The 14,978-nt window shown below is 46.1% G+C and carries 11 protein-coding genes; 7 read left to right on the forward strand and 4 right to left on the reverse strand.

Translation table 11 applies throughout. From position 1 onward, the window contains the following. Positions 1-54: 54 nt before the first annotated feature. The 3 genes from NSQ57_RS11765 to NSQ57_RS11775 form a co-directional block, all read right to left on the reverse strand. A complete protein-coding gene (locus NSQ57_RS11765; protein WP_341070811.1) occupies positions 55-573 on the reverse strand; it encodes an NAD(P)H-dependent oxidoreductase in 519 nt (172 codons plus the stop codon). Between the two features lie 163 nt (positions 574-736). Further along, positions 737-1,861, reverse strand: coding sequence for a GGDEF domain-containing protein (locus tag NSQ57_RS11770; protein WP_029515039.1), 1,125 nt, complete (start codon positions 1,859-1,861; stop codon positions 737-739). A gap of 95 nt (positions 1,862-1,956) precedes the next feature. Then, complete coding sequence (locus NSQ57_RS11775) at positions 1,957-4,392, reverse strand: glycosyl transferase (RefSeq protein WP_342426059.1); 2,436 nt, start codon at positions 4,390-4,392, stop codon at positions 1,957-1,959. A 224-nt stretch (positions 4,393-4,616) separates the two neighbouring features. Between NSQ57_RS11775 and NSQ57_RS11780 the strand changes: the two genes are divergently transcribed. Together NSQ57_RS11780 and NSQ57_RS11785 are read left to right on the forward strand one after the other, a co-directional pair. Then, positions 4,617-5,351 carry an alpha/beta fold hydrolase gene (locus tag NSQ57_RS11780; protein ID WP_341040451.1) on the forward strand — a complete coding sequence of 245 codons (735 nt, stop codon included), beginning with the start codon at positions 4,617-4,619 and terminating at the stop codon, positions 5,349-5,351. A gap of 19 nt (positions 5,352-5,370) precedes the next feature. After that, positions 5,371-6,225 (forward strand): sugar phosphate isomerase/epimerase, encoded by an 855-nt coding sequence (locus NSQ57_RS11785; protein WP_039275066.1) that lies wholly within the window; start codon positions 5,371-5,373, stop codon positions 6,223-6,225. Between the two features lie 93 nt (positions 6,226-6,318). On the opposite strand, the gene NSQ57_RS11790 is transcribed toward NSQ57_RS11785, so the two are convergent. Beyond that, complete coding sequence (locus NSQ57_RS11790; RefSeq protein ID WP_029515033.1) at positions 6,319-6,687, reverse strand: DUF423 domain-containing protein; 369 nt, start codon at positions 6,685-6,687, stop codon at positions 6,319-6,321. Between the two features lie 315 nt (positions 6,688-7,002). On the opposite strand from NSQ57_RS11790, the gene NSQ57_RS11795 reads away from it, so the two are divergent. From NSQ57_RS11795 to NSQ57_RS11815, 5 genes are all read left to right on the forward strand, one after another. Beyond that, positions 7,003-9,951, forward strand: coding sequence for a glycoside hydrolase family 48 protein (locus NSQ57_RS11795; RefSeq protein ID WP_342426127.1), 2,949 nt, complete (start codon positions 7,003-7,005; stop codon positions 9,949-9,951). A 139-nt stretch (positions 9,952-10,090) separates the two neighbouring features. After that, a complete protein-coding gene (locus tag NSQ57_RS11800; RefSeq protein ID WP_039275069.1) occupies positions 10,091-10,594 on the forward strand; it encodes a ferritin in 504 nt (167 codons plus the stop codon). 290 nt (positions 10,595-10,884) lie between these two features. Continuing rightward, positions 10,885-11,433, forward strand: coding sequence for a GNAT family N-acetyltransferase (locus tag NSQ57_RS11805; protein WP_342426060.1), 549 nt, complete (start codon positions 10,885-10,887; stop codon positions 11,431-11,433). A gap of 290 nt (positions 11,434-11,723) precedes the next feature. Beyond that, the gene (locus tag NSQ57_RS11810) at positions 11,724-13,751 is read left to right on the forward strand and encodes a S9 family peptidase (protein WP_342426061.1); all 2,028 of its coding nucleotides are present in this window, start codon (positions 11,724-11,726) and stop codon (positions 13,749-13,751) included. 113 nt (positions 13,752-13,864) lie between these two features. Then, on the forward strand, positions 13,865-14,968 hold the full coding sequence (locus NSQ57_RS11815; protein ID WP_342426062.1) for a hypothetical protein: 1,104 nt from the start codon (positions 13,865-13,867) through the stop codon (positions 14,966-14,968). Positions 14,969-14,978 lie beyond the last annotated feature (10 nt).

The following is a 14,978-nucleotide window of genomic DNA, read 5'->3' on the forward strand; positions in this document are numbered from 1 at the left end:
TCTGCTGTAAAGCAGGTATGACAGGCGCCGTCCAAGGGGCTTTCTAGTAAAAAATTAAGAAATAACTGTTTGCGCGTATTTTTGTGCGGATTGGTCTAGTTGCTCATCGGTCAATACTGCAGCACCATATTGTACGAAATAAGGGAGCAATTTGACACCAATCATATGGCCTGTAGCTTCCAGAGGTCTCAGTAGCTCTTCGATCGTATACCTATTCCGTCCGTCATGTTGATAGTTTTCCTCAACACTGGCAGCAGACAAGGCAATCAACAACTCTTTGCCCTGTAGCTTGCCACCTTCGCTCCCATAAGCCCAGCCGTAGGTTAGAACCTTATCCAGCCATTTTTTCAGTAGGGAAGGAGTGCTGTACCAGTAAAAAGGGAATTGCAGAACGATACGGTCATGCTGCTCTAGCAGTTCCTGCTCCTGGGCGGCATTGATTTGCTCATCCGGATATACTTCATACAGGTTGTGAACGGTCACGCCGGATTGTTTCTTGAGTTCTTGCACCCATCTTTTGTTAATGCGAGATTCCGCAAGATCAGGGTGAACGACAATAACGAGGGTTGACATTTAAAAACCATCTCCTTCGAACTTATTTATCGTAAGTAAATAACCAATACATATGTAACGATTTTAGTTTCAACTTATGGAATTGTCAACTCTATTACATTTTAAGCTCTATATACAAAAAACTCCGGCAAGCCGGAGTCTCATCAAATGAAGCGTTTTTACATTAAGCGGTATGATTAAGAGCAACAATTTTGTTTTTCCCGGAGCGCTTGGCTTGATACAAATAGTTGTCTGTCTCCTGGAAAAATACATCTTTGTCTTTGTTCATATCCTCGGTATAGCCTTTTAATCCAATGCTAACGGTTACGGAAACGATTTGCATTTTCTCCTGAAAGGTCATATTCTCTACTTCACGCCGGATATTCTCAACGATCTGATAGGCTTCCTCAGAAGTATGCTCAAACATCAAAATAGCAAATTCTTCACCGCCATAGCGGGCCGGAATGTCATTCGCTGTAATTTGCTCTGTAATGATTTGCGAGATGCCTTCCAAAATTTTATCACCGAACTGATGTCCGTAATTGTCATTGATTTTCTTGAAATTATCAATATCCACTAACGCCAGATGGATGATCGCTCCTTGTTCGGCATATTCGAGTGCTTTTTCATAAAAGTTTTGAAAGGACAAATGATTGTACAGCTTTGTCAAACCATCAGTCATTGACATTTTGCTGATAATCGCATTACTGATCATTAATTCCTGTTGGGCACGCTTTGTTTTATACAAATCCACTAACAAATCGCGGCCGCTGGCCTGAATAATGAGAGCAAGAAAGGTGGACATAATCAAAAAGGTTGGAATCGCCACAATATCAAAGTCTGACAAATAGCTGCGGAATGATCCATCTGCTGCCAGCAACAGAAAAAAGACGACCACTTGCAATACAAAGGAAAGCCATATTAAGCGACGATTGAAGAACAGAATAGAAGAGAAAATAGGCAACAAACATAGCGCAGGAATAATCCGGATATCATAATTTAGACGAATAATCATCCAGCAAATGACGGTGCTTGCCATAAACAGGATCGCAAAAGAATACCTGTTAAATTTAAAATGAGCCAACTCTGCCAGTAAGTTGGAACCACTCATGATTAGCGTAGGAACAATCAGGGTTCCGACGTAAAATTCATAAGGCGAAGCGGCGTAATCAAGAAATAAGTAGCTGCCCAGCTGGACGATAAAATGTACAGCTATAATCATCCAATACAGTAATAACATTTTGCGTACCCAGTGGGCTTGCTTTGTTTTGTAATCCATGGTTTGAGTAAGCCGTTTTGTCTTGTTCATGATGTCACCACACTTAATGTATCTTTAGCCATTCTCGTATTATAAGATACTATGTGATGAAGTTGAAGCTAATTTTTTTGAAGGCCATGAACTTGTTAACCTAGTAACACTTTTACTTGGTGGATAGCCCCATCCGCTGCAACCGGCAGAATATTATTCGTTAGGAGGGTACCGTCTACAGTAACCGTAGCTACACCCTTGGAGACATGCTGTGGATTCGTGATATGGATCACGTAGGTATCGCCACGGAAGACGCGGGTGACTATGAATTCGTCCCAGGCTGTAGGAATGCACGGGTCAATACGCAGACCGTCCCATTCCGGCTGGATACCGAGGATGGATTGAGTAATAGCTATAAAATTCCACGCCGCTGTACCCGTCAGCCAGGAATTTTTGGCTTCGCCTTCACGAACAGCATCCTTGCCCGCAATCATTTGAGCATACACATACGGCTCGGTGCGGTGAATGTCGCTGATGTCCTCCAGATAGGCAGGTGCAATTTTGCTATATAGCTCAAAAGCGCGATCTCCACGTCCTATTACGGCTTCCGCCATCATAATCCACGGGTTATTGTGGCAGAAAATACCGGCATTTTCCTTATACCCGGGAGGGTAAGATGAGATTTCGCCCAGATTGATGTGGTAACGGGAATAAGATGGATGTTGCAGCACGATGCCGTAGGGAGTTTCCAGTCGATCACGTGTAGAATCGAGAGCTTTATGTGCCAAGCCTTCTTCAACACCAATTCCTGCCATGACACAGAAACCTTGAGGTTCAATGAAAATTTGACCTTCCTCACAATCCTTGCTTCCTATTTTGTCTCCATAATGGTCATACGCACGTAAGAACCATTCCCCATCAAAACCATGCTCCAATGTAGCTGCTCGCATACGATCCACATGGGCTTGAGCTGTGGACGCTTCTTCATCCAAACCTCTGCGCTTGCAAAGCTCAATAAAATCCGGTCCCGTATATACGAATAGTCCGGCGATAAACACGGATTCAGCTACTCGGCCCTCCAAATTTTGTGTTGTCTGATAGGACTCATCGGGTGTAGCGGAAAAACAATTGAGATTCAGACAATCGTTCCAGTCAGCTCGGCCAATGAGTGGAAGACCATGCGGACCAAGATTATCTATTACATGGTAAAAAGAACGCTTCAAATGTTCAAACAGCGTAGCCGTACGCTCTACATTTCCGTCAAAGGGCACTTGTTCGTCCAGTATGCCAAAGTCTCCCGTTTCTTTGATATACGCTGCGGTACCGACAATAAGCCACAACGGATCGTCGTTAAAGCCACCGCCAACCTCGTGGTTTCCTTTTTTGGTTAACGGTTGGTACTGATGATAAGCTCCGCCGTTTTCAAATTGAGTAGAGGCAATGTCGATAATCCGTTCCCGTGCCCGCTCCGGTATTTGGTGGACGAAGCCGAGCAAATCTTGATTTGAATCCCGGAAGCCCATACCACGTCCGATACCAGATTCAAAATACGAAGCTGAACGTGACATATTGAATGTAACCATGCATTGATACGGGTTCCATATGTTTACCATTCGGTTCAGCTTGTCGTCGTGGCTTTGAAGGGTGTACTTGGACAGCAGATTGTTCCAATAGGCTCGGAGTTCACTCAAAGCTTGTTTTACATCGGCTTCATCCGCAAACTGCGCAATCATGGCATGTGCCTGTTTTTTATTAATAACACCGTGGGACTCCCATTTCTCTTCCTCGGGATTTTCCACATAACCGAGTATAAAGTTACAGCTTGTTTCTTTGCCTGGCTCCAGCGTGATCTCAATGCAATGTGATCCGACAGGGGACCATCCGCTGGCAATAGAGTTCGAGGCTTGCCCAGCGGCGACCGTTTGAGGCTGATCTAATCCGTTGTAGAGTCCCAGAAAAGCTTCACGATCTGTATCATAACCCGCTAGCGGACGATTAGCAGAGAAAAAAGCATAGTGATTGCGGCGTTCACGGTATTCCGTTTTGTGATAAATGACAGAGTCCTGTATCTCAACCTCGCCCGTGTTCAAGTTGCGCTGGTAGTTGGTCATATCGTCATAGGCGTTCCACAGACAAAATTCCACGAACGAAAAGAGTTTGATCTTTTTGGTTTGTAACGATGTGTTCTGAAGCTTAACCTGATGGACTTCGCCGTCAAAGGATAGGGGTACAAAAGCCAGCTGCGTGGCTCGAATACCGTTGCGTTCTCCCATAATTGAGGTATAACCAAGTCCATGGCGGCATTCATACTGCTCCAGCTCCCGTTTAACCGGCATCCAGCTTGGAGTCCAATAATCCCCATCATCATAAATATAAAAATAACGACCACCGTTATCGACAGGAATATTATTGTAACGGTAACGTGTTAAGCGACGTAAGCGAGCATCCCGGTAAAATGCATAGCCGCCACTTGTGTTGGAAATCAGTCCAAAAAATCGTTCATTACCTAAATAATTAATCCAAGGATAAGGGGTTTGAGGGGTGTGGATGACATATTCTTGATTGACATCATCGAAGAAACCATACTTCACGGCGCAGAACTCCTCTCGATTTGAAAAAATAAAAGGCCCAATACATGATTATATTCAAACATGAAGCCGTTCTTCCTTTAGGAAGATATTCCCCTCTTTATGTAAAATGCGCTTGACTTTCTCAACCTTTCTTCTGGGATTTGCAAAATATTTGAAATGGGTAAATATACCTTTTTATGCTAAAATGAAAAAGTTAGAACTTAGCAAGGCAGGAGGTTGCAAGAATGGCACCTATCACATTATTTTTCATCCCATATGCAGGCGGATCGGCGTCGGTCAGCTTCAAATGGAAAAAGTCGCTACTTCCGCAGATTAAGCTTGTTCCACTGGAATTAGCGGGCAGGGGTATTCGTTCTGGGGAACCGCTAAAGGAAAGCATTGAGGAGATGAGCGAGGATCTGATGCACAAGATCAGCGAAGAGATAGCCCCCGGCAATCCTTATGCCATATACGGCCACAGTATGGGGACGATGATCTCATTCGAGCTGTACTACAAGCTGGTGGCCGGTGGATATGGCAAGCCTGCTCATCTGTTCGTTTCGGGTGGACGGGCACCGCATGTCCCAAGAAATTCCCCGTGGTTACACGATCTGCCCGCAGATCAGTTCAGGACGCATTTGCAGCGGTACGGTCAGCTTTCGGAAGCGATTTTTGACAATCAGGAATTATACGACTATTTTATGCCCGTGTTAAGAGCGGATTTCAAAGCTGTTGAGTTGTATAAGTACACGGCTAAAGCCGCACTTTTACATTGTCCTATCACCGCTTTGACGGGAATGACCGATAACACGGTGACCTTACAAGATGCGGAGGCATGGGCACAGCATACGGATCAGCAATTTCGTATGTTTACCTTTGAGGGAGGACACTTTTTTATTCATGATGAAGTGGAGCGGATTACGCACATCATCAATGAGACCTTGGAGCAGAGTACGGTAACAAGTAGCATACAAAAATAAAAATAAGAGGTGAATTTTAGTGACAGTAGGTGTATTGGCACATTTGTTTGGCAAGTTGCCTTATCGCGAATTGGCTGCAAAGGTAGGCGCAGCGGGCTTTACTCATGTTCAGCTGGCTCCGTGGAGAGCGATCAGTGATGTGGATTTTAATAAACCGGGTAAGTTCAATCCGGGATTGGCACTGTCTATCGCAGAAGAATTTCGTAAGCATGGTGTTTCCATATCGGTGCTCGGGTGCTATTTGCATTTTTTTGTACAGGATGAGGAATTGCTGCGTGAAAATGTAGAGCGCTTTAAAGAGCTGATCCGATATGCGGGTCTGTTAGGAGCACCCATGGTTGCAGCTGAAGTGGGACGTAATGAGGATGGTACCGCCTATACGGAACGTGACTGGAGAGTTGTAAGGGAAGTAGTGCGTGAATTAGCAGATGAAGCGGAGAAGTGGGGCGTATTCGTAGGATTGGAAGCTGCAAACGATCACTTGGTAGGAACTGCCGTAGAGTTGGCTACCTTTCTGGAGGAAGTGCCCTCTTCACACATCGGTGTTGTGATTGATCCTGGTAATCTGCTGAAAACGGAAAATATGGCGCAGCAGGATGAGATCATTCGGGAAGCTTTCCAACTGCTGGGCCCCCGGATTATCGCTGCGCATGCCAAAGACCGGCGTTTGTCATCGTCGGGTGAAATTGAGACGGTGCCGCCGGGTTTTGGAGACATGAACTATGGCCTCTACATGGAACTGCTGGAGCAGTACAAGCCGGGGGTTCATATTATTATGGAAGCTGCTCAGGAGCATGAGATGGCTGAATCCAGACGTTATATCGAAGGACACCGGATAGCCGCTCAGAAAGCGCAACAAGTGCAGACGAAATAATGTATTCTATCATAATACTCAGGAATGCTACGTTAATAATTCGAGAGACTTGGAAGCGCCTCCTTTTCCAAGTCTCTGTTTCTTTACCCTTGTTTAACCCTGCACAACCGCCACGATCACAATGACCCAGCTTGCCAAAAAAGCCAACCCGCCAAATGGGGTGATTGCTCCAAGCTTTTTCACACCGGATACACTAAGGGCATACAGACTGCCGGAAAACAGGAGAATACCCACCAGCATAACCCAGCCTGCGGTTACGATGAGAGAAGAATGGACAAGTCTGTCAGCAAGAACTCCAAGCAGCAGCAAACCCAGTCCATGAGCGATTTGATATTGAATTCCTGTCTGGAATATGCTCATCATGTCTGCGGAAAGTCTCTTTTTCAATGCGTGTGCGCCGAACGCTCCAAGCGCTACGGCTAAAAACATCACGATACAACCAAGCAATAGCAAAATTTTCATGTTTTAACGCCTCCCTGTGAAATAGTACCGATTCCAATTGATTTCGTCAATTTTCCTTGTGAAACTCTAAACATATATAATTTTTCGACTCTCATTTGGCGCCTAGTGTGGTATATTTTTTCCAGGGCCAATGCGAAGCATTTGGAGCAATAGACAGCGTGTCCTCCACCTTTTTTATGGGAAAGTGAGGTGATGGTGCTGTCTTTTTGTGCTGTCATTTTTCGGAATAAAATCTTGTGTAACGTCAAAATTGATAATGGAGAGGATGAATGCAAAGTGATCAGCAGAAAATCCGTGTTCAGGAAATCTGTCTCTATGGTCATGTCAGCTATTTTGGTACTTCCGTTAACCTTGGGCTTATTTCAGGCAGAACCCGACCGTGCATCAGCTGCAACACCGGAATCGACACGCTTTCTACAATTGTATAAACAGCTGAAGGATCCGGCTAGCGGATACTTTTCAAAAGAAGGCATACCTTATCATTCCGTTGAAACGCTCATGAGCGAGGCTCCGGATTACGGACACTTAACGACTTCGGAAGCGTACAGCTACTGGATGTGGCTGGAAGTACTGTATGGTCATTATACCGGGGATTGGGGGCATTTGGAATCCGCGTGGGACAACATGGAGAAATATATCATTCCTGTTAATGAAGGCGACGGTAAGGAAGAGCAACCGACAATGAGTAACTATAACCCGAACAGCCCCGCCACTTATGCAGCAGAATATTCGCAGCCGGATCAGTACCCGAGCCGCCTGAGTGGTCAGTATGGTGCTGGCAAGGATCCGCTGGACTCTGAGCTGAAGGCAACCTATGGCAACAACCAGACATATCTGATGCACTGGTTGCTGGACGTGGATAATTGGTACGGTTTCGGAAATCTTCTGAATCCATCGCATACAGCAGCCTATGTAAACACCTTCCAGCGCGGGGAACAGGAATCGGTCTGGGAGGCTGTACCGCATCCATCACAAGATAATCATAAGTTTGGGAAGTCTAATGAAGGCTTTATGAGCCTTTTCACCAAGGAAAATAATGCCCCTGCACAGCAATGGCGCTACACGAATGCCACCGATGCAGATGCACGGGCAGTTCAAGCGATGTACTGGGCTAAGGAATTGGGATATGACAACTCCGTATATTTGGTTAAAGCCAAAAAGATGGGAGACTTTTTGCGTTACGGCATGTACGATAAATACTTCCAGAAAACCGGAAGCGCTTCCAATGGAAGTCCAATTGCTGGTACGGGCAAGGATGCCAGTCTTTATCTGATGGCATGGTATACATCCTGGGGCGGCGGACTTGGCCAAAGCGGCAACTGGGCTTGGCGTATTGGTGCCAGCCATGCACATCAGGGCTACCAAAATGTCGTCGCAGCATATGCGTTGTCCAACCAAGATGGTGGATTAATACCGAATTCACCAACGGCGGGACAGGATTGGGCGACCTCGCTGAAGCGCCAACTGGAGTTTTATACTTGGCTGCAATCCGATGAGGGGGCCATTGCAGGCGGAGCGACGAATAGCTGGGATGGTGCCTACAAGGCTTATCCATCTGGCACAAGTACCTTTTATGGCATGGCTTATACAGGGGCTCCTGTATATAACGATCCACCGTCGAATAACTGGTTCGGGATGCAGGCTTGGCCTGTCGAGCGAGTTGCCGAGCTGTACTACATTTTAGCCAAGAAAGGGGATACTTCGTCCGAGCAGTTTAAAATGGCTAAACAAGTGACGGAAAACTGGATCGCATGGTCCAAGAACTATGTATTTGCCAACGAACGGCCTGTGACTGACGTGCAGGGATATTATTTGGATGCACAAGGCAAGCGTATTCTGGGTGGCAAAAATCCGAAAGTGGCTACTACAGCAGCTAAAGGCGAATTCTGGCTGCCGAGCAATCTGGAGTGGAGTGGAAAGCCTGAAACCTGGAGCGGATTTGCCAATCATAAAGGGAATACCAATCTCCATGTGGTAACAAAGAATCCGGGGCAGGATGCCGGAGTACTGGGCAGCTATGTTAAAGCACTTACTTTCTTTGCTGCTGGAACGAAAGCTGAAAAAGGAGACTATTCCGAGTTAGGCAAGGAAGCTAAGGATCTGTCTAAAGCTTTGCTTGATGCTGCATGGGGTTATAACGATGGTATAGGTATTACAACGAAGGAAGCTCGCGAGGATTATTATCGTTATTTTACTAAAGAAGTGTATATCCCGAACGGCTGGAGTGGTAAGACTGGACAAGGCAACACGATCCCTGGCACAGACGCTACCGCTTCTGACCCGTCCAAGGGCGGCAATGGTACCTATTCCAGCTATAGCGATATCCGGCCTAATATCACTAAAGATCCGCAATGGTCCTATCTTAAAGATAAATACACGACTTCTTGGAACAATCAGACCAAAAAATGGGATAAAGGTGCTCCAGAATTTACGTATCACCGTTTCTGGTCCCAAGTCGATATGGCAACGGCTTATGCTGAGTATGACCGTCTCATTAACGGTAGTGGACCAACCGAGCCGACAGCTCCCAAAGCTCCGGCAAATGTGAAGGCAAACGCAGGGGATGCTCAGGTTACACTCACTTGGAGCAAAGCGACGGGTGCCGATAGCTATACGGTCAAGCGCTCGACAACCAGTGGTGGTCCTTATACCACAGTAGCAACGGTAACAGACAGCACTTACAAGGATACAGGAGTGCTGAATGAAACCACTTATTATTATGTAGCAAATGCAACAAATTCTTTAGGAACCAGCCCGGATTCTGTCGAGGTCAGTGCTAAGCCTACGGCAGCTCCCATTCCAGCAACGGGAGACGTGATTGCCCAATACCGCGTGGGCGACACTAATCCGGGAGATAACCAGATTCGGCCACTGTTCCGTGTTGTAAACAAGGGTAAAGAGGCTGTCGAACTGAAAAATGTTAAGCTGAGATACTACTATACCGTAGATGGCGACAAGTCACAGGAATTCCATTGTGACTATGCACAGTTGGGTAGTAGTAACGTTCAGGGACGTTTTGTGAAACTGGATAAGGCCGTTACAGGTGCAGATTATTATCTGGAGATCTCCTTTGGAGCTGGTGCGGGAAGTCTGGCAGCAGGGGAAAATACAGGAGATATTCAAATTCGCATGAACAAGACGGACTGGAGCGACTATAACGAAAGTGATGATTTTTCCTATGATTCTACCAAGACCTCTTATAAGGATTGGGACAAAGCACCTTTGTATATAAACGACAAACGTGTCTGGGGCCTGGAGCCTTGATTGCGAACTGAGTGTGGAAATCGCGGGCGGAATGTGAGAGCACTGAACTGAATTCATTTCCGTCCGTTTTTTTGTGATCGGATTCGTGGTACACTATGATCGTTACATCATTACATACATGACCGAGGTGACCTGAGACATGAATGACAATTTGGCACAGGCTCTGAATGAGCAAATGAACTTTGAATTTTACTCCGCTCACGTATATCTGGCGATGGCTGCTTATTGCTCCAGTGAAAGTCTGGATGGGTTTGCAAACTTCTTCCTAGTACAAGCTGAGGAGGAACGGTTTCATGCCATGAAACTGTATAAATACATTAATGACCGTAGAGGACGCGCTACATTGGCTGCATTACCAGAGCCCAAAAACAGCTACGATTCCATGCTGGACGTATTTGAGCATGGCTACAAGCATGAGCAGCAAAACACGCAAAAATTTTATCATTTGGCTGACTTGGCCCTCGATGCACGTGAGCATGCAACGATCCATTTCTTGAAATGGTTTATTGATGAGCAAGTCGAGGAGGAAGCGCTGTTCGACAGTGTTATTCAGAAGCTTAAACGCATTGAAAGAGACAGCAACGCCTTTTATATGCTGGACAGCGAGTTTGCCAAACGCAGCTTTACTGCCCCTGCGGAGTAACACTGCAAACATGTTGTGTTTGAAAATGCCTGAGGCATGGACAGCATTTTATTCGCCTAGAAATTAAAGGAGCCCGGCTTTCGGGCTTTTTTGCGTTGACTTTGATTAACCGAATGCCCCTCTTTCGAGGGGATATTGTTATTTTAAATGGAGTTATAGAAAAAATTAATTTGTCGCTGGATGGTGAGCATGCTACAGTTATGTTAACTTTTATATCTGATTAAATAGATAGGAATAATTATATAGTGGTTCACGCGTTTTATAAAAACACTATAAGGAGGCGGGTTAGTATGAGTGAAATCTATCGTCTGGCACTCCAAGAGGACGCAGAAAGATTGCAGTATGTGACGTATGAGGCGTATGAAACAATTCGGCAGTTGGGGCTTCGATGGCCTGCCGCTCAGGCAGACGTTGCTCTCATTCAAGAAAATATTAAAAATAATGATTGCTATGTGCTGGAAGTAGACGGTGTCATTCAGGCTACCGTTAGCCATCTCAAAAATAGAGTCCTTAATTTTATAACCGATCTACCGTTTGTGATGTGGTTTGCTGTAGACCCGGCTACCCAGGGCAAAGGATATGGGAAAAAATTGTTGAATTGGGTAGAGCAAACGATTATACGTGATCAGGTGGGAGCTCCTGCAGTAACACTGGCGACTGCAGAAAAGCATCCCTATTTGCTATCCATGTACGAGCGTTGGGGATATGAACGTATCCATGCTTTTGACCATGGAACAGGGGACGGGACGATGCATTTACTGCGTAAAGTGGTGAATCCTGAATTATTCTCCACTTACATTCGTGAAAAAAATGAAGCCGAGACAGCCAACCAAAATTAGATCCGATCACCCGGAACAGACGAAGCCGATTCGTTCGCTGAAAGGGGCTTGGAGCGAATGAATTTTCAGTTATGATTGATGAATAACGTTACCCTCTCTCATGAAAGCAACCGAAATAACGGTGTTTTCTGGTCGATAGCGACTGAGAAAGGGGCTTTTTAATTTTGGACAAATTGACAGAAATAAATTAAAAGAGTAACGTAATTGTATAATTATTATAATCACATAAAATTAATCGGATTAATTAAAATTTGAAAATGTGGAATCTGATGATATAAGGAGGAATTTTTTTGAGCGACTCGCAATTTAGCACGACCAAGCGCTGTATAACAGCCGAGGATTTATATCGACTTCACTGGGTTAGCGATCCAGCTATTCATCCTATTAGTGGTGAAATCGCTTACGTAGAACAGTATATTAATAAAGAGCGGACAGATTATAACTCAGGAATTTGGCTATTATCGTCCGATGGCGCTAGCGCATTACCCTTTACATACGGACCGAAAGATGAAACGCCTGTCTGGTCACCCGACGGATCACAACTAGCTTTTCTCCGTACAACAGACGGCAAGCGCCAGGTATGGATTATTCCAGAACGCGGGGGAGAGGCACGACAGCTTACATACGTAGAGAACAACGTTCGTTCATTAGCCTGGTCTCCTAATGGGACCTGCATATCGTTTGTAGCTAAAACGGCCGAGAACCCGTCAAGCCCGATATCCGATGAAGGAACTCAGGAGACGCAACTTAAGGGACGAGTTGTTAATCGAACGAAAGCTAAATCCGACGGCTATGGACTGTGGGATGATACTCGTGATCACTTGTATGTAACGGATATGACTTCGGGGCACACAGTTCAACTGACTTCCGGCGCTTATGATGTGGCAGAGCCTGTGTGGTCACCGGATGCTCAACGTATTTTATTCGTCGCCAGAATAGCAGAACATTCGAAAGAGGATACGGATTTACGTGAACTAAATGATTTGTTTACGATAACTCCTGCGATTTCAAATGATGATGCCGCAGCACCGCTTAAGCTGACCCATTCTGAACTGCACATCGAGAGTGCTGCTTATTCTCCCGACGGTTCAACGATTGCCTTTTACGGCCATGATCGACATGCCAAAGGCGCTACTCAGACCCGACTGTACACGGTTCCTTCCAGTGGGGGGAAGGCAGTATGCGTTAGTGAGACGCTTGACGCTCACCTTGGTAATGCGGGTATGAGCGACATGCGTTCACATCTTCATATAGGACCACCACGCTTCAGTGCGGACGGTCAATCCCTGTATACGCTGGTAAGTCTTGAAGGCAATGTACACGTATATCAGTTTGCGCTTGATGGAACTTTTAAAATTTTAACGCAAGGAGAACGAGAAATTTACCAATTCGAGCTTACATCGGATGAGCAGCATATCATTGCCGCTTCCACCGATGTAACTTTACCAGGCGATTTGTTCCGGATTGCGATTCATTCAGGAACTGAGGAACAGCTGACACGAGTAAATGATTCTTTGCTTGATGAGATTGAGATCAGTGTGCCTGAGTGCTTTTGGACGGGGGTTGAGGATGGCCGACGGGTGCAGGGATGGGTAATGAAGCCTGCTGGGTTTAAGGAGGGAGTATCCTATCCTGCCATTTTGGAGATACACGGTGGCCCTCATGCCATGTATTCCAATTCTTTTTTTCATGAATTTCAGTTGCTGGCCGCTCAGGGATATGCAGTCATCTATACGAATCCCGGAGGAAGCCGAGGGTACGGACAGTCTTTTACCAATGTCGTCCTTGGAGATTACGGCGGACACGATTACACTGATCTACTGAGCGCAGTGGATGAGGCTATACGCCAGTTTCCATTCATTGATCCGGAAAGGCTGGGTGTAACAGGGGGCAGCTATGGTGGCTTTATGACAAACTGGATTGTCGGCCATACCGATCGTTTCCGCGCAGCTGTAACCCAGCGCTCCATATCTAATTGGCTGTCAATGTATGGAGTGAGCGACATAGGGTACTCGTTTACTGAAGATGAAGTCGGCGGGAATCCGTGGGAGGATTGCGAGCTCTTGTGGAGGCAATCTCCGCTGGCTTATGTGCAGCAAATTAACACACCGCTGCTCATATTGCACGGGGAGCAGGATCTGCGATGCCCTATAGAGCAGGGAGAACAGCTGTTTACAGCATTGCGTCGTTTGGGGAAACCTACGCAATTTGTCCGTTTTCCAGCTTCAAGTCACGAGCTTTCACGAAAAGGGCACCCGCAGCTTCGCGTGGAACGACTGCAACGCATTACCAATTGGTTTGCCCAACACGAATTATAAGTTAAATCGATTTCTTGTGTTGATGTAAAAATGTCAGGTCCTCATCATAGGACTTGGCATTTTTAGTATGCCTTGCTACAATTCTCTCAACCTCATTCAAAAGGAGATATATAATGGCTGAGCCCTTAAAAAATATGTACACGGAGAATTTTCTTCAACAATTCGGTGAAAAAGTACAGTCTGCATACAGGCCGTTCGATACCATCGGATTTATCCATCAAGTGATGGATAAAAAATGGGATGAGCTGGAGCTGAAAGAACGAATACGGCGTATTTCGTTAACATTAGGGGCATTTTTGCCCAGTAATTATGAAGAAGCTCTGGGTATTCTTTTTACTATAGATGAGTATTGCAGTGGTTTTCCGTACTTGTTTTTCCCCGATTTTGTGGAGGTGTATGGGCAGGGAGAAGGGTATTGGGACCTGTCCATGAAGGCGCTGGAGCGATTCACATCTAGGTCCTCTGCGGAGTTCGCCGTAAGACCCTTCCTCCTGCGTGAACCGGAACGGATGATGCAGCAGATGACGACCTGGGCGGGACATCAAAGTGAGCACGTTCGCCGTCTTGCCAGCGAAGGCTGCCGTCCACGGCTGCCCTGGGGACAGGCGTTGCCTGTGTTTAAGCGCGATCCTGCTCCAGTATTGGCTGTATTGGAATTACTGAAAGCCGATCCATCACTATATGTACGTAAAAGTGTAGCCAACAACCTGAACGATATTGCCAAGGATCATCCTGATGTGGTCATTGCTACGGCTCAACGGTGGAAAGGGACACATCCTGACACCGACTGGATTGTGCGTCATGGCTGCCGGACCCTGATTCGCAAATCCATCCCCGAAGTGATGGCAATGTTCGGCTATGCGGATGAAACAGACGGGGGACCGTTGGTCACGGGTGCCTCTTTCACCACAGACCTTACCGTGCTAAAGCTTGGTGATAGCTGTGAGTTGAGCTACGCGCTTCAGCTTCGTGAAGGTGACCCGGTACGAGTCCGCATCGAGTACGGCATTGACTTTGTAAAGGCGAGAGGACAAGTTTCACGTAAACTGTTTTTGCTATCTGACAAAACGGTCCCCGGAGGAACCCATCTTACAGGTACACGGACACACCGTTTTGCAGACCTGACAACTCGTCGCCATTATGCGGGAACGCATCGGATTGCGTTGCTCGTAAATGGTCAGGAAGCGGCTTATACAGTGGTAGAACTCCAGTTGTAGATCAAGATTG

This window comes from Paenibacillus sp. FSL L8-0502 (assembly GCF_038593055.1).
Classification (GTDB): domain Bacteria; phylum Bacillota; class Bacilli; order Paenibacillales; family Paenibacillaceae; genus Paenibacillus; species Paenibacillus polymyxa_D.